Below are 20,605 nucleotides of genomic sequence, written 5' to 3' on the forward strand. Positions count from 1 at the left end.
GCGCTTTTTTCCGCGCTACTTCGACGAGCCTTGCTTGGCCATCCGCGTCCAGCGCTGGTCGGTGTGCCTTCCCGCGTATTCGTTGTCGATCTCGTCGATCAGGGCATCGGCGTTCTTCGGATCCACCGCCGCCAGGATTGCATCGATCTTGGCCTCCATGCGGTCGTCGCCTTCCTTCGATTGCGGAGAGCCGACATACAGAAGAAACGCCAGCCCGCCGATCTGCCAGATGAGCTGCAGGAATTCTGACTGCCAGTTTTCCAGCGTGTCTCTCGACATCTGGATCAAGTAGCCCGACATCTCCGGCGGAGCACCGAAGTTCTTCTGCTCGTCGACATACGCGAACCAGCCGAAGACCCAGTGGCCGATCAGCGACAAGAGAAAGAAGCCGAGGGTGACCCACCCATAGCCGTACAGTTTCCAAATGGATTTCTTCATGTAGTGCTTTCCGCTCGGGTTGCTTTTTCAGAGGCGTCCTTGTGGGCGCGGCGCGCACGTTCACCGCGCGTCTTGTCCAGGGCCGCATGGCTCTTCTTGGCGGCCGCTTCGCACTTTTCGTGCAGCACGGCCAGCTCCTTGTCGGTGAGCTTCTCGATGCCGATGAACTCGTCACCCGCGGCGGACGAGCGAATCAGTTCGTCCAGCTTGGTCTGAAGCGCGACGCCATCGCGGTTTTGCGTGTTCTGGATCAGGAACACCATGAGGAACGTGATGATGGTGGTGCCTGTATTGATGGTCAGCTGCCAGTTTTCCGAAAATTGGAAGAAGGGGCCCGAAACCGCCCAGGCGACGACCAGCGCGATGCAAAGCAGAAAGGCGAATGGACTGCCGGCTGCGCGCGCCGTGGCATTCGCAAAGGTTGCAAAGAACTTGTCCATGCGCAAAGGGTGCTGCATCGGCAGCGGCAGGGCGTCATCCATCGCCCATAAAACGGGGTTGAAAATTCCGCTTGAGCATGTGAGCGGCCAGCCATTTGCGGGGAGTGCTGCGCGGGCGCGTCCCGCGTGTTGGAGTAGGAAAGTACCGACCCGCGCTGGCGGCGGTTGCTGGCGCGGGCGGAAGGTGGTTGTGGCTCACATAACGGGCTCACATAGCGGCTTTCAGCCAATGGAGGTGACCCATGCACGCAAGAGCTCGTCTACTCGGCCATCCGGTACACCAGATGCTGGTGGTGTTTCCGCTCGGGCTGCTCGCCACGGCGGTGGTGTTCGACATCATCTATCTGATCGGAAACAGCCCGGTCATGGCCGCGGTGTCCTACTGGATGATCGCGGCAGGCCTTCTCGGCGGGCTTCTTGCCGCGCCTTTCGGAACCATCGACTGGCTGGGCATTCCGGCAGGCACGCGGGCCAAGCGCATTGGCGCGATGCACGGCGGCGGCAACGTGCTCGTGCTGCTGCTGTTCGCGCTGAGCTTTTTCCTGCGCGACAGGGACTACGCGCCGGGCTTGGCGCAAATGGTGTGGTCCTTTGCGGGTGCGGCCATCGCAATGGTCACCGCCTGGCTAGGCGGCGAGCTGGTGGACCGGCTGGGCATAGGCGTCGATGAAGACGCGAGCTTGAACGCTCCCAGCTCGCTGAACAAGCGGCATGTGGTGGCCGGCAAGTAAAGGCATCAAGCCGGGGTTCGCTCGGCCATATCGGCCGACAGCACGGCTTGCAGCACCTGGGCCTCTTCCACCGGTTTCACGAAGTGGCCATCCATGCCGGCACGCCTGCTCTTTTCGCGGTCTGCCGGCTGGCCGAACCCGGTCAGCGAAAAAATCTTGAGAGGCGCTGCATCCCCCAGTTCTTTTCGCAACAGCGCGGCCAGCTCGTAGCCGTCCATCACGGGCAAGCCGATGTCCAGAAAGACGACCTCCGGCTTGAACGACGAGGCAAGCGCCAAGGCCGCGGCAGGGTCGTAGGCCACCCGCGCGTCGTGCCCGTGCTCCCGGAATATCGCGCCGAGCAGGTCCGCGGCATCTTGGTTGTCGTCGACGATCAGCACCTTGCGGCGAAGCACGGCGCCGCTCGAAAGCGCAAGCGCCTCGGGTGCGATGGCCTTCAACTGGTCGCTGGAGGGCAGCGGCAGGCGAACCGTGAATTTGCTGCCTTGCCCCGGCCCGGCACTGCGGGCTTCTACCGTGCCGTTGTGCGCGGCGACCAGGCTCTTGACCAGCGCCAAGCCCACGCCGAGCCCGCCTGCGGCGCGCTCGATGGTTTGCGCCCCCTGGTAGAACAGGTCGAAGACCTTGGGCAGCGCGTCTTCTTCGATGCCCCGCCCGTTGTCGGTCACGGAGATGACCACGTCGCCTTCTTCCTGCCGTGTTTCCAGATGAATGACGCCGCCCAACGGGGTGTAGCGCGCGGCATTGGTCAGCAGATTGCTGATCACCTGGGCCAGGCGCGTCGGGTCTCCATGCCAGAGCATCGCGCTGTCGGGGTAGACGGCATTCAGCGTGTGCTGGCGCTGCTCCATCAGCACGCTCACCATTTCGACGGCCTTTGCAAGCACCGATGCCAGCTGAACCGTTTCTTCGCGCAGCGTCAACTTGCCCCGGGTCACGCGAGACACGTCCATCAGGTCGTCGACCAGCCGGATCAGGTGTTGAACCTGGCGGTGGATGGCGTCCTGCTCCTTCGAGGTCTTGAGGTCTCCGCGCCGCTTCATCAACTCGAGCGCAGTGACGATCGGCGCCAGCGGATTGCGAAGTTCGTGCCCGAGCACCGCAAGAAATTCGTCCTTCGCGCGGCTCGCGCGTTCGAGATCGCGCAGCAGCGCTTCGCGCTCGGCGCTCGCCCGCTCCTGCCCCCGCCGTGCGGCGACGAGGTCGGTCACGTCCACGGCAATCAGCATCAGCCCGTACAGGCGGTCGACCCGCTTCAACGGCTGCACACTGAGCTTGAAATAGCGTTCATCGAGGCGCCCGCTGCCGGCGCGCTCGACCAGGGTCAGGTGCTCTTCGGCCACGTAGGGGCGGCCCGATTCGAAGGCCTCGTCCAGGATGCGCAGCGTGTCGTCGCGTGCGCAAAGCTCGGGCAGTGCCTGCGCGTAGGTTTTTCCTTCAAGGTCGAACTTGCCCACCATCGCCTTGTAGACATCGTTGGCCAGTTCGAACCGGTGCTCGGCGCCCACCAGCAAGGCCGCGGCAACTGGCGCCTGGCGAAGCAGGTCGTTTCGTTCGCTCTCGGCTTCTTCGCGCGCCACGCGCTCCGTAACGTCGCGCGAAAAGCAGCGCGTGTAGCGCAGCACCCCGTTTTCGAAACGGCCGTTCGACTGGATGAGAACGTGCTTGATGGCGCCGTCCTTGCAGACGAGGCGGGCCGGATAGTTGCGCAGCGTTTCCCCCGCGCTGAGCCGCTTGAGAATGTCCTGGATCACGGGCTGGTCGAGATGAAAACGCGTGATGTGCTGGCCGATGTATTCGTCGGCGCTGTAGCCCAGCAGCTCGAGCTCCGCCCGGTTGGCCCAGAGGATCGTGCCGTCGGCCGCCACCTGGTGCAGGCCTTCCGCGGCGTTCTCAGCAAAGTCGGCCAGGTCGCGCTCGCGCGCACGCGTGGATTCTTCAGCCTGGCGCCGGCGCAGCACTTCGTCGTCCAGCGACAGCACCTTTTGCTGGAGCACCGCGATCTCGGCGGGCGCCATGATGGCCGTGCCGCCGATGGGAATCACCCGGGAATGCGCCTGGCACACATGGCGGAACACGGCGGCGTGCGCCGTGCCCGGGAATACGGAGAGCGGATAGCCGCAGAAAAGCTCGAATTCGCGCCGGGTGGCAAGTCGGTTCCAGTAGCTCTCCAGCAAGAGCGCATCTTCATGCTTGCCGTCCGCGCAAAGAAGAGCGACCAGCTCGCCGTAGATGCGGAGCTTTCCGCGGCCTTGCAGGGTATCGAGCAGGCCTTCGACCAACTGGTTGAACAGGCGTTCGTCGGGCTTGCCGTTCAACACGATTTGCCCCAGCGCTTCCGCGGCGTCCACGAAAACGATGTTGTCGTCGGGGCCAATCCCGGACAGGCGCATGCGGAAATTGCGGCGATGCGCCTCGGTGGCAAGAATCAGGGCGCAACCGCCTTCAGCCAGGGCTTCGGCCAGAAAGTCGGCTGCCGACGCGATCAGGATTTTTTCGTCGTCGTAGAACTGCACCTGGTGGGCGCAAGATGCGCCGGTGTCGCTGGCAGGGAGAAGATGGGCGCTCATGGCGCACATTTTCAGGCCTGCTCGACTCATCGGCATACATCACAGGACACTGTCCGACACGCGCTTTACACGATAGGGCGCTCCGGCCCCCACCGAATGCCGGACGCGCGTGCGTCCGGCGCTTTCCAAATCAGCGGATCAGCAGTTGCCCTTCTTGGCCTGTCCTGGCGGGCATTGCTTTCCGTAGCCGCCACCACCACCGTGTCCCGGGCCGTCGGTGTAGACAGCGCAGCCGCCGAGCACTGCGGTTGCGAAGAGTGCAGCGAGTAGTTTCTTCATGGGGAGCCTTTCGAATTTTTGGAGTTCGAGCTTAGCTGTCTTGCCCTGCCTTCCAACGGTCGCCAGGGGCTTCTCCGTGTAGGACTTCACGACGCGTGGCTCCGATCGGATGCGGAGCGCCGCGCGGCAGGAAACCCCGGGGATCCGGCACATTTCGGCAATCTCGCCCGGAACCTGTTCGGCCGGCCGTGCTTTCCGAAGAAGACCTGCCCGATGATCCGGCCGCACGTGCATGCGGCGCGGAAACGTGTTGCAGCTCTTCGAACAACGCGGGCGTCGGGCCCGCCCACAGGGATGGCCTATGCCGAAACAATCAAGACACGACATCACGCGGAAAAGCGGGCGGCTGGCAAGTCGCCTCGCCGTGCTCGGCGCTTCTGCGGTGCTGGCGGGCTGCGCCGTGGGCGTCGGCTTCGGCATTCCGCTGGCCCCGGGGGTGTCGCTCAGCGTCGGCGTCGGGTCCGGCGGGCCGAGCCTGGGCCTGAGCACCGGCTGGGGGCCGCTCGGTGCGGGCATCAGCGTGAATCCTCGCGGCCAGCTCGTTGGCAGTGCGGGCATCGGCGTGGGTGCGGGGCCGGTGGGCGTCGGGGTCGGCCGCAGTGTGGTGCTGCACGACCCGCAACAGCCGCTGGCCTACGCGTTGCCCGAGGCACCCGCCTATGACATTGGCCAGCCAGGCGATCCCGTGGCGCCTTGAGCGCTACGCGCCCGTTGCGGCTCAGGGCTGGAAGCCGGACCGGCGCACCACCGGCTCCCATTGCTGCCGAAAGGCCTTGAGCATTTGCACGGTCTCGGCCTGCGTGCTGACGATGGGCGTGATGTAGGCGGCGTTGGCGGCCTTCTGCAACGCCGGGTCTTGCATCACTTCGCGAATTGCCGCAGCCAGCAATTGCACCTTGGCGGGCGGCATCGTGGAGGGCGCGAAGAAGGTGTTCCATCCGTCGGCATCGATCTTCATGCCGGCCTCGCGAAAGGTGGGAATGGCCGGCGCGAAGCTCACGCGCTTCTTGCCCGACACGGCCAGGATGCGGATCTTGCCGGCCAAGTGCTGGGCATAGAGCGAGTCGAGCGTGTCTATGGCAATCGGCAGGCTGCCGCCGCTCAGGTCGGCCGACAGCGGCGCCGATCCACCGTAGCCCTTGATCTGCGGCTGCACGCTGAGCGCATCGCCCACCATCAGGCCGAAGAAGTGGGGCAGGCTGCCGGTCGCCGGCACGCCGAACACGGCCTCTTCCGGGTGCGCCCAGAGCCGCCCCACCAGGAACATCGCGCGGTCGAGCTGCAGCTTGTTGCCCACGGCCAGCGCAAAGTCGTAGCTGCTGACCTGCGACACGGGCACAAAGTCCTTGTCGGGGTCGTAGCCGGCGTCCTTGAACACGAGCGGCGCTACCACCATCACCGCGGGGTTGCCTAGCATCAGCACGTTCTGCCCGGCCGGTGCGCGCTTGACCTCCTTGGCCGCCAGCCGGCCGCCTTCGCCCGGGCGGTTTTCCACCGTGGCTGCCACGCCGAGCTTGGGCCCCAGCCGCTCCGCCACCAGGCGGGCAACGCGGTCGGTGCTGCCGCCGGCGGTGTAGCCGACCACGAGCGTGAGCGGGCCATCGAGAGCGGGTGCCTGGGCATGGGCGAGGGGGTGGCACAGGCGCCGAGTGCGAGGCACCATGCCGTGAGCTTTCGGCGGGAAAGAAAAACAGACATGGGTCCTCCTGCTGCGTTATTGGCGAACGGGTGCGCGCAGGTTTTCACGGCGACAATCGCCGGCCCGCTTCGTTTCAACCCGTGTAATTTGTTACTGGGTTATACGCAGGCAACAATCAGTTGATCTAATCCATCAATTGCCAACTGAGGCGTGCGAGTCACACTGCGCCGTCGCCTCATCACACCCGTTAGAACCTTTCCATGCACGGCACGCAAGATAGGCAAGCTTTTCCCGATGCAGGCGCCTTGCGCGCGCCCAGTTCCCTGGACGACCTGCTGCTGTATCGGCTCTCGCGCGCGGTGCGCACCAGCAGCGGCATGGCCACGCGCCTGGTGGAGGGCGGCTTCGGCATCACGCGACGCGAATGGGGAATGATCGCCACGCTCGCGCAGCAGGGCGAAATGCGGTCTTCGGCACTGGCCGCGCACTTGCACCTGGACCGGGTGCGCACCTCGCGCGGTCTGCGTGGTCTCGTCGAAAAGAAACTGGTGGCACGCCGGCAGGACGCCGAAGACCGGCGCGAGGTGCATGTGCGGTTGAGCGCCTCGGGCCGGGAGCTTTACGAAAAGGTGTTTCCGCGCATCGCGGGGCTCAATACCGATCTGCTCGAGGGCATCGAGCCCGCTCACTGGACATCTTCTTGCAGTGCCTGCGGCACCTCGAAGAGCGCGCGAACACGCTGAGCGCACAAGGCGCGGTGGTGGAGAAGGCCAACCGGCGCTCGGGCGGCACGCGGCACCGCTGGCCGGAATCCGGCACGGCTTAGCGGCCCCGGCCCGGCGCGCCTTTGCAGCCGAACCGCGGAGTTCGGCTTCAGCTCTCCGGCACGATAAAGCTGGGATGCCGCGCGCAGATTTCCGGCAGCGAGCTCAGCGTGCCTGAGAGGTGCTCGCGCAGCGCCTTCTGCGCGCCGGCACTGTCGCCTTGCGCAATGGCGCGCACGATGGCGCGGTGGTCGCGAAGAATTGCCTCGGTCTTGCCCGCGGTGGGCAGGTGCAGGCGCCGCAACCGGTCGACGTGGCCTGAAACGCGGCTCACCATGTCCCACAGGCTCGGCACACCGGCGGCCTCGTACATCAGGTGATGAAACTTGCGGTCGGCGCCGACGAAGTCGCTGTATTGCCGTTCCGCCGCCAACGTTGCCTGCAGCGCGATCTGCGTTTTCAGCTGCGCGACAAGCTCGGGCGTGGCCTGTTCGGCCAGCTGATGCACGATCTCGAGCTCGATCGAGCGGCGCAGAAAGTGCGCCTGCCGGGCCGCGTCGATGTCGATGCGGCTCACCAGTGTCGCGTGCTGCGGAAACACATCCACCAGCCCTTCCTCGGCCAGCCGCAGCAAGGCCTCGCGCACGGGTGTCTGGCTCACGCCGAACCTGTCGGCCAGCTCTTGCCGAACCAGCACCGTGCCGGGCACGAGTTCAAGCGAAAGAATGGCATCGCGCAGCTTCTCGAGCACCTGTGGTGCTGCGAGGCGCGTGCGGTCGAGTCGGATCCGGGTGAGGGCGGTCATTCGCTGGAATTCTCGCTTTGCTGAACTGATATATTAGTGTTTTAATGTAGTTGATTCCACAACGGCCGCTGGTTCAGCCATCCGGTTCAGTTCCTCCGATTCAGTCCCTCCGATGCAACGCTCCTACGACACCCTGCGCAGCGCCCGCTGGTTCGCACCCGACGACTTCCGCTCCTTCGGCCACCGCTCGCGCGTGATGCAGATGGGCTACGCGCCCACCGACTGGGTCGGCAAACCGATCATCGCCATCGTCAACACGTGGAGCGATGCCAACCAGTGCCACTCGCACTTCAAGCAGCGCGTGGACGACGTCAAGCGCGGCATCTTCCAGGCGGGCGGCTTTCCGCTCGAGCTGCCTGCCATCTCGCTGTCCGAGAGCATGGTCAAGCCGACCACCATGCTCTACCGCAACTTCCTGGCGATGGAAACCGAAGAGCTGCTGCGCAGCCATCCCATCGACGGCGCCGTGCTGATGGGCGGCTGCGACAAGACCACGCCGGGCCTCACCATGGGCGCGCTCAGCATGGGCCTGCCGTTCATCTACCTGCCGGCCGGCCCCATGCTGCGCGGCAACTGGCGGGGGCAGGTGCTGGGCTCGGGCTCGGACGCCTTCAAGTACTGGGACCAGCGCCGCGCCGGCCAGTTGAGCGACCAGGCCTGGCAAGAGATGGAAGCCGGCATTGCGCGCAGCCATGGCACCTGCATGACCATGGGCACTGCCGCCACCATGATGGGCATTGCCGAAGCCGTGGGCTTTTCGCTGCCAGGTGCCTCGAGCATTCCGGCCGCCGATGCCAACCACGTGCGCATGAGCGCTGAATGCGGCCGTCGCATCGTCGAGATGGTGTGGGAAGACCTGACGCCCGCCAAGATGCTCACGCGCGCCAACTTCGAAAACGGCATCGCCTGCGCCATGGCGATGGGCTGCAGCACCAACGCCATCGTGCACCTGATCGCCATGTCGCGCCGCGCCGGCCATCCGGTCACGCTGGACGACTTCGATGCCGCAAGCCGCCGAGTGCCGGTGGTCGCCAACATCCGTCCTAGCGGCGACACCTACCTGATGGAAGACTTCTTCTATGCCGGCGGCCTGCCCGCGATGCTGGAGCGCATTCGCGGCCACCTGAACACCGAGGCGCGCACGGTCAACGGCCGCACCATCGGCCAGAACATCGAGGGCGCCGAGGTGTTCAACGATGACGTGATCCGGCCGCTCGAGAACCCCATCTATGCCGAAGGTGCGCTCGCCGTGCTGCGCGGCAACATCGCCCCCGATGGCGTGGTCATCAAGCCGAGCGCATGCGCGCCGCACCTTCTGCAGCACACCGGCCGCGCGCTGGTGTTCGACGACTACCCCGCGCTCAAGAAGGCAGTGGACGATCCCGAGCTGGACGTGACTGGCGACGACATCCTGGTGCTGCGCAATGCGGGCCCGCGCGGTGCCGGCATGCCCGAGTGGGGCATGCTGCCGATCCCCACCAAGCTGCTGAAGCAGGGCGTGAAAGACATGCTGCGCCTGTCGGACGCGCGCATGAGCGGCACCAGCTACGGCGGCTGCCTGCTGCATTGCTCGCCGGAGGCGGCCGTCGGCGGACCGCTGGCGCTGGTCAAGACGGGCGACCGCATCTCCGTCGACGTGCCCGCGCGGCGCATTCACCTGGAAGTGAGCGACGAAGAACTGGCCCGCCGCAAAGCCGCATGGACACCGCCGCCGCCGCGCTACGAGCGCGGCTACGGATGGATGTTCGGCCGCCACATCCTGCAGGCCAACGAAGGCTGCGACTTCGACTTTCTCGAGACTGCGTTCGGCAAGCCGGTGCCCGAGCCCGACATTTTCTGAAGACCTCTTCCCCTTCCGAACCAACGCCCAAGCAAACGGAGACCCCGACGTGAATCCCCAAACCCGCGAGAAGCTGATGCAGGTCAGCACCGCCACCCTGTGCACGGCCCTGTTCAAGCGCGGCCTGCGCAACCAGTTCATCCAGAACGTGCATCCGCTCAACCCGTCGCTGCCCAACATGGTGGGCGAGGCCTTCACGCTGCGCTACATGCCCGCGCGCGAAGACCTGAACCCCATCACCGTGTTCAACGACCGCAGCCATCCGCAGCGCCAGGCCGTCGAGCAATGCCCCGAAGGCGCGGTGCTGCTGATGGACAGCCGCAAGGACGCGCGCGCCGCATCGGCCGGCGGCATTCTGGTGAGCCGGCTCATGAAGCGCGGCGTGGTCGGCGTGGTCACCGACGGCGGCTTTCGCGACAGCCCCGACATCGCGAAGCTGGGCTTCCCCGCATACCACCAGCGCCCGAGCGCGCCGACCAATCTCACGCTGCACCAGGCCATCGACATCAACGTGCCCATCGGCTGCGGCGACGTGGCCGTGTGGCCCGGCGACGTGGTGGTGGGCGATGCCGAAGGCGTCATCGTGATTCCGGCGGACATTGCCGACGAAGTTGCGGCCGAGGCCACCGAGATGACCGTCTTCGAAGACTTCGTGCAAGAGAAGGTGCTCGAAGGGCGCTCGATCCTCGGCCTCTATCCGCCGACCGAGGAGCAAAGCCGCACCGAGTTCGCCGCGTGGCGGCAGGTCCGCGGCCGCTGACCGTCAACCTTCATTCGTCAGACAACAAAGAGAGACAAGACCATGCCCTTCATTCATCGCGCCGCGCGGCTGCTGCTCGCTGCATCCGCATTCGCACTGGCACCCACCCTCGCGCTCGCGCAGGCCGAATGGCCCGCCGCCAAGACCATCACCTACGTCGTGCCCTTCACGGCCGGCGGTTCGACCGACATCGTGGGCCGCATCCTGGCCAACAAGCTGCAGGAGAGCCTGCACCAGTCGGTGGTGGTCGACAACAAGCCGGGGCAGGCCGGCGGCATCGGCGCCGCCTATGTGGCCAAGGCCGCGCCCGACGGCTACACGCTGTTCGGCGGCACCATCAGCACGCACGCCATCAACGCCAGCCTCTACAAGAAGCTGCCCTATGACCCGATGAAGGACTTCGAGCCGGTGTCGCTGGTTGGCCGGCTGCCCAACGTGCTGATCGTCAACAGCCAGCTCGGCGTGAACTCGGTGGCCGAGCTGATCGCGCTGCTCAAGAAAGACGAATCGAAGCGCACCTTCGCTTCGTCGGGCGCGGGAACATCGACGCACCTGGCCGGCGAGATGTTCGCGGACATGATCGGCGTGAAGCTCACGCATGTGCCGTACAAAGGCACGCCGCCCGCCATGACCGACGTTGCATCGGGCCTGGTGCCCTTCATGTTCGACCAGGTGACCGCTGCGCTGCCCCTGGTGAAGAGCGGCAAGCTCAAGCTGCTGGCCGTGACCACCGGCAAGCGCATTGCGCTGGTGCCCGAGCTGCCGACCATGATCGAATCGGGCGTGGCGGGTTTCGAGATGTCGTCGTGGCAGGCCGTGTACGCGCCCAAGGGCACGCCCAAGCCCATCATCCAGCGCCTGAACGCCGAGATCGTGAAGGCGCTCAAGCAGCCCGACGTGCAGGCCAAGCTCTCGGGCCAGCTGGCCATGGACATTGCGGCCAGCACGCCCGAGGAACTGCGCGACCACATGGCCCGCGAGATCCCGCGCTGGGCCGAACTGGTGAAGAAGTCGGGCGCCACCGCCGACTGAAACCGCGGCGTCGTGGAACAGGCCCGGGGCTTTGCGGCCCGGGCCGGAATTTCTTTTAAAGTTCCTGAATCCTTCTGGCCATGATGCGCCCTCTATGCAAGAGTCAACATCAACCGGAGTGTTCAACGTGTTCCATCTCAAACGCAATCTGCCCGCCTGGGGGCGAGTCATTCGCCTGTGCCTGGGGGTCTTCGCCGCCGCGGGCGCGTTCTACTTTCTGCCGGCCGGAACGCTTCGCCTCCTGGGGCTTGCCACGGCCGGGGTGCTTGCGTCCACCGCCATCGTCGGCTTCTGCCCGGCCTGCGCGATGCTTGGCCGAAAAGCGCCGGGCGAGGCGAAATGATCCGTGCGTCCGCACCGCTCATCGAGGCTGCGTGCGCGGGAGACGAGCGGGCGCTGTCCCAGTTGCTCTCCGTCTGCCAGCCCGATCTGAAGCGATTCGCGCGCCGGACATGCGCAAACAGCGAAGACGCCGAAGATGCCGTGCAGGTGGCGCTGTGGCAGCTGCACAGAAAGATCGGCGCGCTCGGCACGGTGGCCGCCTTTGCCACCTGGCTGTTCCGCATCGTCGAGCGTGAGTGCTACCGCATCTTCAGGCGCAGCTCTTCAGGCGGCGCTCTATCGGAGCCTTCCGCTGCAGAAGCCGCAGCGCCGCAAATTCCCACCGACCTGCGGCTCGACCTGACGAAGGCCATTGCCGCGCTTCCAGAGGCCTACCGCATCGCGCTGGTCTTGCGCGACGTCGAGGAACTGACCGCCCCCGAAGTCGCGGCACGCCTGGGCCTGAGCGTCGAGGCGGTGAAGAGCCGCTTGCATCGCGCTCGCGCGATGGTGCGGGAAAGCCTGATGAACGGCGGCTACTGGACTCAGGAAGGCTGATCCGACATGCCGCCGTGGTGGAGCACGTATGGGCTTCAGTAGGCCGCGCGAGACGCTGGCTCGGTGGCGGTTGGCGCGCCGCTGAAGTCGGCCGCCAGCTTTCGTGCGGCGCTGGCATACAACAGCAAGTCGACACCCACCGCGACGAAGGTGCAGCCGAGTTCAAGGTAGCGGCGCGCCAGCTTCGGATCCGACGTCAGCGTGCCCGCAGCTTTGCCCGACGCCACGATGGTTCGCATAGCGGTTTCGATTGCAGCCTGCACCTCCGGGTGCCCGGGCCGTCCCCGATGCCCCATCGACGCGGCCAGGTCGGCGGGGCCGATGAAGACGCCGTCGATACCGTCCACGCCGCAGATTTCCGCCAGGTTGGAGAGCGCCGTCACGGTTTCCGCCTGCACAAGCAGGCAGATTTCGTCGTCCGCGATGTCCAGGTAGTCGGTGCGCCCACTCCACTGCGATGCGCGGCCCACCGCACTGCCCACGCCGCGGATGCCCAGCGGCGGATAGCGCGTGGCCGACACCAATGCGCGCGCCTGCTCCGCCGTGTCGACCATCGGCACCAGCAGGTTCTTCGCGCCGATGTCGAGCAGCTGCTTGATGAGAGCCGTGTCGCCCTGAACCGCCCGCACCACGGGCTGGGCGGGGTGCGGCGCCACGGCCTGCAGAGCGGCAAGGGTCGAGCGCAGGTCGTTGGGCGCGTGTTCGCCGTCGATCAGCAGCCAGTCGAACCCGGCGGTGGCACTCACCTCCGCCATGTACGGGTCGGCCATCGAAAGCCAGAGGCCGGTTTGCGGCCGGCGTGCGGCCAATGCTGTCTTGAAGGAGTTGTGGGCGGGCATGGGTGATGTCTCTCTTGTAGGTATTGCTGTGTGAAGCGGAGGTCAGTCCAGCTGGCCCTGGCATACGTACTTGGTGTGCATGTAGTCGTCCAGCCCATGCACGGAGCCTTCGCGCCCGTAGCCGGAATCCTTCACGCCGCCGAAGGGCGCCGCCTCCGCGGCCAATGCGCCTTCGTTGATGCCGACGATGCCGGCCTCCAGCGCGTCGGCCACCCGCCAGATGCGCCGCACGTCGCGCGAATAGAAGTACGCCGCCAATCCGAAAGGCGTGTCGTTGGCCTGGGCCACCACATCGGCTTCGTCGGTGAAGCGCGTCAGGGGAACGACCGGGCCGAAGGTTTCTTCGCAGGCGCAGGCCATCGTTGCGTCGGCGTTCACCAGCACGGTGGGCGCAAAGTAGTTCGGTCCCAATGCCGGCAGCCGCGTGCCGCCGGTGAGCAGGCGCGCACCGCGGGCGAGGGCGTCCTGCACATGCCGCTCGATCTTCTCGATGGCGCGCGCATTGATCATCGGGCCGATCTGCGAGCCCGGGTCGCTGGCCGGACCCACCCGCAAGGCTGAGACACGTGCCGCCAGCAATTCGGCGAAGCTGTCATGCACGGCCTCGTGAACGAACACGCGGTTGGGGCAGACGCAAGTCTGGCCGCCGTTGCGGAACTTGGCCGCCATGAGGCCGTCGACCGCGGCACGCAGGTCGGCATCTTCGAACACGATGAAGGGCGCATTGCCGCCGAGTTCGAGCGACAGTTTCTTCAGCGTGTCGGCCGAACGCCGTGCCAAGTGCTTGCCGACGGGCGTCGATCCGGTGAAGGTGATCTTGCGCACCCGGGCATCGTCCAGCCACACGTCGACGACCTCGGGCGTGCGCTCGCGTGAGGCCGTCACGATGTTGAGCACCCCCGCGGGCACGCCGGCCTCAGCGGCCAGGGCCACCAGCGCCAGCGATGTCAGCGGCGTGTCCTCCGCCGGCTTGCACACCACGGTGCAGCCCGCGGCCAGGGCCGGCGCAATCTTGCGCGCGATCATCGCGGCCGGAAAGTTCCATGGCGTGATGGCTGCGACCACGCCCACCGGCTCTTTCATGGCGAACATGCGCCGGCCGGGCACCGGCGCGGGAATCACGTCGCCGTTGGCGCGCGTGGCCTCTTCGGCAAACCATTCGATGTAGCTCGCCGCATAGGCAACCTCGCCGATGCCTTCGGCCAGCGGCTTGCCTTGTTCGCGCGAGATCAGCCGGCCCAGGTCGTCCTGATGCGCAAGCACCAGGTCGTTCCAGCGCTTGAGTATTTGCGCGCGCTGCTTGGCCGGCGTGCGGCGCCATGCGGGGAAGGCTGCGTGCGCGGCATCGACCGCGGCGCGCGCCGCGTCGGCGCCGGAATCGGGCACGCGCGCAATCAGATCACCGGTGGCCGGGTCGGTCACGTCGAGCGTGCGCCCGGCGGCGTCGCACCATTCGCCCGCGATGAAGTTGGCCGTGCGTTGCAGTTGGGGGCGGGAGAGGGTAAGTGGCATTTGAAAATAGAAGTTCAGCTCACGATGCCGAGGTGCCACGGCACGAACTCATGGTCGCCCAGGCCAAGCGCTTCGCTGCGCGTGCGTTCGCCGGAGGCGTGGCGCAATATCTGCTCGAAGATCTGCTGCCCCAACTCGGGCACAGAGAGCTCGCCGTCGATCACCACGCCGCAGTTGATGTCCATGTCCTCTTCCAGGCGCTTGAACATCGGCGTGTTGCTGGCCAGCTTGATGGTCGGTGCCGGCTTGCTGCCGAACATCGAGCCGCGCCCGGTGGTGAAGCAGATCAGCTGCGCGCCGCTGGCAATCTGTCCGGTCACGGCCACCGGGTCGTAGCCTGGCGAATCCATGAAGACGAAGCCGGTCTTGTCGATGGGCTCCGCATATTCGTACACCGCCTGAAGCGGCGTGGTCCCGCCCTTCATGGCCGAGCCGAGGGACTTTTCGAAGATGTTGGCCAGCCCGCCGGCCTGGTTGCCGTGCCCGACCACGCCGTTGAACTGCGCGTTCTGGCCGGAGGCATAGCGCTCCCACCAGGCCAGCCGGTCGAGCAGCTTCTGTCCGACCTCAGGCGTTGCGGCGCGCCGCGTGAGCATGAACTCCACACCGTGGATCTCGGGCGTTTCAGAGAGGATGGCAGTGCCGCCGTGGCGCACCAGCACGTCCATGGCCGCGCCCAACGCCGGGTTGGCCGTGATGCCCGAGAAGCCGTCAGACCCGCCGCACTCCAGCCCGATCTTCAGGTGGTTGGCGCCCACACGGGTGCGCCGCGCGGCATCGGCCTCGGGCAGCATTTCCTCGATGGCTCGAATGCCCGCCTCGATGGTCTGCCGGGTGCCGCCCACTTCCTGCATCACCATCGTGCGCATCAGCCGGCCCTGCTGGAGCCCCTGCGAGTCGACCAGCGCATCGACCTGGTTGCGTTCGCAGCCCAGGCCCACGATCAGCACGCCGGCCAGGTTGGGGTGGCGCGCGTAGCCGGCCAGGGTGCGGCGCAGCACGTCGAAATGCTCGCTCGGCGAAGACATGCCGCAGCCGCTGGTCTGCGCAAAGGCGGCCACGCCGTCCACGTTGGGAAACGCCGCCAGCCGCTCGGGCGTGAAATGCGCCGCAATGCGCTTGATGACCGTGGCCGAACAGTTGACTGACGACAGAATGCCGATGAAGTTGCGCGTGCCCACGCGGCCGTCGGCGCGCACAAAGCCCATGAAGGTGGCGCGCTCGGCCTCGGGCACGTAGTCCACCGGCCGCACGTCCTGGCAAAAGCCAGGGTCGCGGTACGAATCGACCAGCGTGATGTTATGGCTGTGCACGTAGTCGCCCGCCTCGAGGTCGCGCGACGCCACGCCGATGACGGTGTCGTACTTCTTCACCTGCTCGCCGGCCGCAATGCCGCGCGACGCGATCTTGTGCCCCGCGGGAATCTGCGCCCGCGCCCGCACGCCGAACTCGGCAATCGTCTCGCCCAGGGCGATCGGTGTCTTGGCGACCAGTACGTTGTCGTTCGGGTGCAGGCGGAGCAGGGGGCTGTCGTTCATCAACCCTTCTCCATCAGTTCCTTGAGATTGAGCTTGCGGATCAGGTCGGTCTCCTGGCGATAGACGGCTTCGACGTATTTCTTGTAGTCGGGTCCGTCCTGGTACATCACCGGCGCGTCGATGCTGTCGGCCACCTTCTTGAACTCTTCGCTGTTGACGGCCACGCGGAACGCGTCGCGCAGCTTCTTTTCCACTGCGGGCGGCAGTCCGCGCGGCGCGCCGATGCCGTTGGGCGCCTCCACCACCACGTCGAAACCCAGCTCCTTGAGCGTGGGCGTGTCCTTGAAGCGCGGCGTGCGTGCCTCGCCCCAGGTGGCAAGCAGGCGCAGTTTGCCGCTTTCCACATGCGGGGCCCAGGAGCTGCTGTCCGCCAGCATGTCGACTTGCTCGCCCAGGACATCCTGCAGCGCCGCGGAGCCGCCCTTGTAGGCGATCGCGTTGAACTTGACACCCGCCGCCTGCGCGAACTGCTCCATGCCCACGTGGGTGGCGCCGCCTACGCCGGCGTGGGCATAGCTGATCACGCCCGGCTTGGCCTTGGCCTGCGCCAGCATGTCCCGCAGCGACTTGAAAGGCGAACTCGCCGGCACCGCAACGCCGAAGGTCTGGCCCGAGGTGCGGGCAAGGTAGCTCAGGTCTTTCAGCGGGTCGACCTGCACGGTGCCGATCTGCGCAAAGCGCGTGACCGAGATGGGAATCTGCCCGATGGTGTAGCCATCGGGCTTGGCGGAGGCCAGGGCCTTGGTGCCGATCATTCCCGAAGCGCCGGCGCGGTTTTCCAGCGCAATGGGCTGGCCGAGCTCTCGCGCCGCTATCTGGCAGATGGCGCGCATCGAGCGGTCGGCCGTACCGCCGGCCGGCCAGGGGCAGATGAAGGTGATGGGGCGCTCGGGATAGTCGGCAGCGAATGCGCGGGCGGGCACCGCGGCCAGTGCGGCGGCACCAAGGCCGCCCAGCATCAATTGACGTCGCCGTGGGGAGCGATTGAAGGTCATGTGTGTCTCCGACGATTTGTAGTTCGATGAAAGCAGAGCGCATTCTTCAGTAGACAATCATTGCAATCCAATGAAATAGCGGACTCTCTTCATAGCCTGGAGGTTATGTAGAAGAAAGCCCCGCCACCACCCACCATGAGCCAGATCGACCGCGTCCTGCGTTCCAACCTCAAGCTGCGCCACCTGCAAATGCTGGTGGCGCTCGACCAGTTCCGCCACCTCGGGCGTGCAGCCGAGTTCCTTTCGGTCACGCAGCCGGCGGTCTCCAAGTCGCTGGTCGAAATCGAGCGCATGTTCGGCCTGGCGTTGTTCGAGCGCTCCACGCGTGGTACCGAGCCCACGCCGTATGGCGAGAGCGTGGTGCGCTTTGCACGCTCGGTGCTGGCCGACTACGACCGCACGCGCGACGAGATAGCGGCCGTGGCCAGCGGTGCCGCGGGCCGCACCAGCGTGGGCGCCATGGTGGTGGCCATGCCGGTGCTGATGGCCCGCGCGGTCGAAATGCTCAAGACCCATTCTTCGCAAACCACCGTGCTGGTGGAGGAGGGCGACCTCACCCGGCTGCTGCCCAAGCTGCGCCTGGGCGAGCTCGACCTGTTCGTGGGGCGCCTGGAGCCCGGCTACGCGGCGCCCGACCTCGAAACCGAGGCGCTGCTGGCGGAGCCGATGACCGCGGTGGTGCGGCCCGGGCACCCGCTGGCCGCGAAGCGCCGGCTGAACTGGGCCGATCTGGCGAAGGAGCGCTGCGTGATGCCCCCACCCTGGGCCTCGCTGCGCGTCAAGCTCGACCAGATGTTCTTTCGCGACGGCGTGCATCCGCCGGCCGACATCATCGAGTCCGCTTCCTTCCTGGCGCAGATCAGCTTCCTGCAGAAACGCGACGCCGTGGCATTCATGGCCCGCTCGGTGGCGCGGCATTTCCAGCAGCAGGGCATGCTGCAGGTGCTGTCGCTCAAGGTGCCCATCGAGCTGCCGCCGGTTGGCCTCATCACCATGCGCGCCCGCAGGCGCACGCCCAGCACGCAGCAGCTCATCGAATGCCTGCGGCGCGCGGCCAAGGCAAGGCCGGAGCGGTAGGCGCCCGGCATCCCCAATTTATGGGTACCGCGCGGGTGGCGCTCTCAGGCACCATCCGGGCATGTATCTGCACACGCTGGTCGCCGGTCTGCCGCAGGCGGAGCGCGCGGCATTGGTCCAGGCCACCGAACTTCGCTCCTACCGGCGCAATGAAACCGTCCTTGCCGCCGACGAGTGGACCGACTGCATCTATTGCGTGGCGGGCGGGCTGCTGCGCGTGGTGGCGCATGGCAGCAGCAGCGACGATGTCACCACCGAATTCATACGGCAGGACGATTTCTTCTTCGGTTCTTCTTTCAGCGAAGACCGCTACCAGGTCGCGCAGTCGCTGGTCGCGGCGCTTCCTTCGTCGGTGTACCTGATTCCGGTTTCCGAAATGCGCAGGCTGTGCGCGTTGCATCCAGAAATTTCGCTGAAGCTGCTCGAGCTTGCCATGAAGCGCCTGAGCGCAATGCGCGGCCAGCTCCGGCGGATTTCATCGTTGCCCTCTGAAGACCTGGTGGGCCGCGTGCTGCATCAGCTGAGCCAGCTGGCGCCTTCCACCACCGGCGGCTACGACAAGCGCATCACGCAGGCGGTGATCGCCTCGTATGCGGGGCTTTCGCGCGAGGTGGTCAACAAGGCCATGCGCAACATGGAAGACCGCGGGCTCGTTCGCCGCGACGAGCACGGGTTGCACGTGTCTTCCGACTTTGCCGCCACAGACTTCGAACCGCTGCCTGACGAGCACAGCGGCAGCGGGAATCCGGCCGCTGCATCGGGCCCTGAATCCCCGCCGATTGAAGCCTGGAGCCCATCCGCAGCGGATACGTTGCCGGTTTCCCTCTGCCAGATGTGAACAGAGACACAGCGGCACTACAAAAGCGCGTGCGCGCAAGTGGCGTTTTCCATAGCATCGGGTTTCATCAACGCGCGCGGAGCTTGCAACGTGAAGGTCTTCAGATCCATGTTCCCGAACCCGGCTTGCACGAGCCGCTCGAGCCGACGGTTTTCGGCGGCCCGCCGATGAGCGCCGCCACGGCAGCGGCGGGGGTTGTGCGGCATCTCTTCGCGCAGGCAAACGCAACAGACCTGGCCTTTCTGATGCATTCGATCGAACTCGGCGACTCCCTGTCGGCGTCGCAGATCGCACGCCGCATCCTCGACGGCATTGCCGCGCAACCCGGGGCCAAGCTGACCACTGCCGACGCGCAGCGCGCAGACAAGTTGCTGCGCGCGGAGGGAATCGCGCCGAAGGGGCTGCTGACGCCCCGGGAGCTGAACGTGCTGCGGCTGATCGCGCAGGGCAAGACCAACCGGCAGATTGCCGAGGAAAGCCAGCGTTCGGCCCACACCATCGGCGCCCAGCTCAAGAGCATCTATTACAAGCTGGCCGTCAAGACGCGCACGCAAGCGGTCTGCGAGGCCACGCAGAAGGGCCTTCTCAGCTGGAATGCGTCTTCCTGACGCAGGCCGCGGCGGGCAACCGCTGCGCGCCTATTTCGATGGTGCCGTTGGGGCCGCTGGTGCTGCGGGCGCAGCAGTAGACGGCGCCGTCGTCTGCGGCGCGCTCTGCGTCGGGGTGTCCGGCTTCACCGGACCTTCTTCCCGCGTCTGCGTCAGCAGGTTGTAGAGCAGCGCCAGCAGGAACACGACGATAGCCGCGCCCACACCCCACCGAAAAACCCGCTTGTTGTCGCGCTCGTCACTTCTTGCTTGTTGAGCCTTCATCTCGATCACCTTTCAGTGCAGTGAGCCAACGCTGCATCGCCTCGCGGGCCAAGGGTGTCGGACAGCGACGCGCACCCCTGTCGCGAAACGCCCGAAGCGCCCCCAAGCGCCTGGAAGCGCTTGGGCGCACGTACCGCCGCAGCAATGCGGCGCCGACCTACGTGTTCATGCTCCGCGCCGCACTCGCGCAAAGCACGCAGGCGTCAAAGATTCGGGCATGCAAAGCTGTGAAAGTGAAAAATCTTCCGCCATGGACGCGCCGCCCGCGAGCCGCGCGGCGTCGGCCCTCAAGACCGGCCTGATCGCGGGCGCGTTCGCCAGCGTGGCATCGAGCGTCGCGCTGGCGATCTGCGGGCGCTTCGAGACTGGCAGTTCCACGGCGACCACCAACGCCACAAGCCACTGGGTATGGGACCGCGAGGCCCTGTTCCGCAGGTCGCCATCGCTTCGGCACACGGTGCTCGGCTATGCCATTCATCACGGCTCGGCCACCTTCTGGGCGGTTCTGTATGCATGGCTTCACGCCAATCGGCGCCCCGCCCGGTCGGTGCCGGCCGCGCTGGGAGGCGCCGGCATTGCCGCGGCCACCGCATGCGCGGTCGACTACCTGGCGACACCCCGGCGGCTGACTCCCGGGTTCGAGCATCACCTTTCCAAAGGCGCCATGGCCGCGGTGTACGCCAGTTTTGCCGTCGGCCTGGCGCTGGGCTGCGCGGTGGCCAACCGCGAGCGCATGCGGTGAGGCCCGGCTGGCCGC

Annotated in this window: 21 protein-coding genes and 2 pseudogenes; 12 read left to right on the forward strand and 11 right to left on the reverse strand. The window is 66.3% G+C overall.

Annotated elements, in window-relative coordinates; all coding sequences use genetic code 11:
* Positions 1-15 precede the first annotated feature (15 nt).
* On the reverse strand, positions 16-438 hold the full coding sequence (locus tag M0765_RS19850) for a DUF6766 family protein (protein WP_258505531.1): 423 nt from the start codon (positions 436-438) through the stop codon (positions 16-18).
* Positions 435-878: a low affinity iron permease family protein gene (locus M0765_RS19855; RefSeq protein WP_258508342.1), complete on the reverse strand. Its 444-nt coding sequence runs from the start codon at positions 876-878 to the stop codon at positions 435-437. The genes M0765_RS19850 and M0765_RS19855 overlap by 4 nt, the downstream gene beginning before the upstream one ends.
* Positions 879-1,120: 242 nt before the next feature.
* Here M0765_RS19855 and M0765_RS19860 point away from each other — a divergent pair, with 242 nt between their 5' ends.
* Positions 1,121-1,609: a DUF2231 domain-containing protein gene (locus M0765_RS19860; RefSeq protein ID WP_258505532.1), complete on the forward strand. Its 489-nt coding sequence runs from the start codon at positions 1,121-1,123 to the stop codon at positions 1,607-1,609.
* A gap of 5 nt (positions 1,610-1,614) precedes the next feature.
* Here M0765_RS19860 and M0765_RS19865 read toward each other — a convergent pair whose 3' ends face one another.
* Positions 1,615-4,179, reverse strand: a complete 2,565-nt coding sequence (locus M0765_RS19865) for an ATP-binding protein (RefSeq protein ID WP_258505533.1) — start codon at positions 4,177-4,179, stop codon at positions 1,615-1,617.
* A 138-nt stretch (positions 4,180-4,317) separates the two neighbouring features.
* Positions 4,318-4,458, reverse strand: coding sequence for a hypothetical protein (locus M0765_RS19870; RefSeq protein WP_258505534.1), 141 nt, complete (start codon positions 4,456-4,458; stop codon positions 4,318-4,320).
* Between the two features lie 364 nt (positions 4,459-4,822).
* Between M0765_RS19870 and M0765_RS19875 the strand changes: the two genes are divergently transcribed.
* Positions 4,823-5,155 carry a hypothetical protein gene (locus M0765_RS19875; protein ID WP_342456029.1) on the forward strand — a complete coding sequence of 111 codons (333 nt, stop codon included), beginning with the start codon at positions 4,823-4,825 and terminating at the stop codon, positions 5,153-5,155.
* Between the two features lie 21 nt (positions 5,156-5,176).
* On the opposite strand, the pseudogene M0765_RS19880 reads toward M0765_RS19875, so the two are convergent.
* Positions 5,177-6,156 (reverse strand): annotated as a pseudogene (locus M0765_RS19880) (tripartite tricarboxylate transporter substrate-binding protein).
* A gap of 201 nt (positions 6,157-6,357) precedes the next feature.
* Here M0765_RS19880 and M0765_RS19885 point away from each other — a divergent pair.
* Positions 6,358-6,923 (forward strand): annotated as a pseudogene (locus M0765_RS19885) (MarR family winged helix-turn-helix transcriptional regulator).
* A gap of 47 nt (positions 6,924-6,970) precedes the next feature.
* Here the strand turns inward: M0765_RS19885 and M0765_RS19890 are convergent.
* Entirely contained in the window at positions 6,971-7,666 is a 696-nt protein-coding gene (locus tag M0765_RS19890) for a GntR family transcriptional regulator (RefSeq protein ID WP_258505536.1), read from the reverse strand.
* A gap of 112 nt (positions 7,667-7,778) precedes the next feature.
* On the opposite strand from M0765_RS19890, the gene araD reads away from it, so the two are divergent.
* From araD to M0765_RS19915, 5 genes are all read left to right on the forward strand, one after another.
* Entirely contained in the window at positions 7,779-9,506 is a 1,728-nt protein-coding gene (araD, locus tag M0765_RS19895) for an L-arabinonate dehydratase (RefSeq protein ID WP_258505537.1), read from the forward strand.
* Between the two features lie 49 nt (positions 9,507-9,555).
* Positions 9,556-10,266, forward strand: coding sequence for a ribonuclease activity regulator RraA (locus M0765_RS19900; RefSeq protein WP_258505538.1), 711 nt, complete (start codon positions 9,556-9,558; stop codon positions 10,264-10,266).
* 42 nt (positions 10,267-10,308) lie between these two features.
* The gene (locus M0765_RS19905; protein ID WP_126748940.1) at positions 10,309-11,298 is read left to right on the forward strand and encodes a Bug family tripartite tricarboxylate transporter substrate binding protein; all 990 of its coding nucleotides are present in this window, start codon (positions 10,309-10,311) and stop codon (positions 11,296-11,298) included.
* Between the two features lie 118 nt (positions 11,299-11,416).
* Positions 11,417-11,641 carry a YgaP family membrane protein gene (locus M0765_RS19910; RefSeq protein WP_258505539.1) on the forward strand — a complete coding sequence of 75 codons (225 nt, stop codon included), beginning with the start codon at positions 11,417-11,419 and terminating at the stop codon, positions 11,639-11,641.
* Complete coding sequence (locus tag M0765_RS19915; protein ID WP_258505540.1) at positions 11,638-12,177, forward strand: RNA polymerase sigma factor; 540 nt, start codon at positions 11,638-11,640, stop codon at positions 12,175-12,177. Before M0765_RS19910 ends, M0765_RS19915 begins: the two co-directional genes overlap by 4 nt.
* Before the next feature lie 35 nt (positions 12,178-12,212).
* Here M0765_RS19915 and hpaI read toward each other — a convergent pair whose 3' ends face one another.
* The 4 genes from hpaI to M0765_RS19935 are packed head-to-tail and all read right to left on the reverse strand — an operon-like array spanning position 12,213 to position 17,061.
* A complete protein-coding gene (hpaI, locus tag M0765_RS19920) occupies positions 12,213-13,016 on the reverse strand; it encodes a 4-hydroxy-2-oxoheptanedioate aldolase (RefSeq protein ID WP_258505541.1) in 804 nt (267 codons plus the stop codon).
* A 42-nt stretch (positions 13,017-13,058) separates the two neighbouring features.
* Complete coding sequence (locus tag M0765_RS19925; RefSeq protein WP_258505542.1) at positions 13,059-14,528, reverse strand: NAD-dependent succinate-semialdehyde dehydrogenase; 1,470 nt, start codon at positions 14,526-14,528, stop codon at positions 13,059-13,061.
* Between the two features lie 14 nt (positions 14,529-14,542).
* On the reverse strand, positions 14,543-16,066 hold the full coding sequence (locus tag M0765_RS19930; protein WP_258505543.1) for a UxaA family hydrolase: 1,524 nt from the start codon (positions 16,064-16,066) through the stop codon (positions 14,543-14,545).
* Positions 16,066-17,061 carry a tripartite tricarboxylate transporter substrate binding protein gene (locus tag M0765_RS19935; RefSeq protein WP_258505544.1) on the reverse strand — a complete coding sequence of 332 codons (996 nt, stop codon included), beginning with the start codon at positions 17,059-17,061 and terminating at the stop codon, positions 16,066-16,068. The genes M0765_RS19930 and M0765_RS19935 overlap by 1 nt, the downstream gene beginning before the upstream one ends.
* 135 nt (positions 17,062-17,196) lie before the next feature.
* Between M0765_RS19935 and M0765_RS19940 the strand changes: the two genes are divergently transcribed.
* The 3 genes from M0765_RS19940 to M0765_RS29270 all read left to right on the forward strand — a co-directional run bounded on the left by M0765_RS19940 (position 17,197) and on the right by M0765_RS29270 (position 19,584).
* Positions 17,197-18,138: a LysR substrate-binding domain-containing protein gene (locus M0765_RS19940; RefSeq protein WP_258505545.1), complete on the forward strand. Its 942-nt coding sequence runs from the start codon at positions 17,197-17,199 to the stop codon at positions 18,136-18,138.
* A gap of 61 nt (positions 18,139-18,199) precedes the next feature.
* Positions 18,200-18,976, forward strand: a complete 777-nt coding sequence (locus M0765_RS19945) for a Crp/Fnr family transcriptional regulator (RefSeq protein ID WP_258505546.1) — start codon at positions 18,200-18,202, stop codon at positions 18,974-18,976.
* A 29-nt stretch (positions 18,977-19,005) separates the two neighbouring features.
* Positions 19,006-19,584 (forward strand): helix-turn-helix transcriptional regulator, encoded by a 579-nt coding sequence (locus M0765_RS29270; RefSeq protein ID WP_258505547.1) that lies wholly within the window; start codon positions 19,006-19,008, stop codon positions 19,582-19,584.
* A gap of 30 nt (positions 19,585-19,614) precedes the next feature.
* Here M0765_RS29270 and M0765_RS19955 read toward each other — a convergent pair whose 3' ends face one another.
* Positions 19,615-19,848, reverse strand: coding sequence for a hypothetical protein (locus M0765_RS19955; RefSeq protein ID WP_258505548.1), 234 nt, complete (start codon positions 19,846-19,848; stop codon positions 19,615-19,617).
* 250 nt (positions 19,849-20,098) lie between these two features.
* Between M0765_RS19955 and M0765_RS19960 the strand changes: the two genes are divergently transcribed.
* Positions 20,099-20,590, forward strand: coding sequence for a hypothetical protein (locus M0765_RS19960; protein WP_258505549.1), 492 nt, complete (start codon positions 20,099-20,101; stop codon positions 20,588-20,590).
* Positions 20,591-20,605: the final 15 nt, after the last annotated feature.

This window comes from Variovorax sp. S12S4, from assembly GCF_023195515.1.
GTDB lineage: Bacteria > Pseudomonadota > Gammaproteobacteria > Burkholderiales > Burkholderiaceae_C > Variovorax.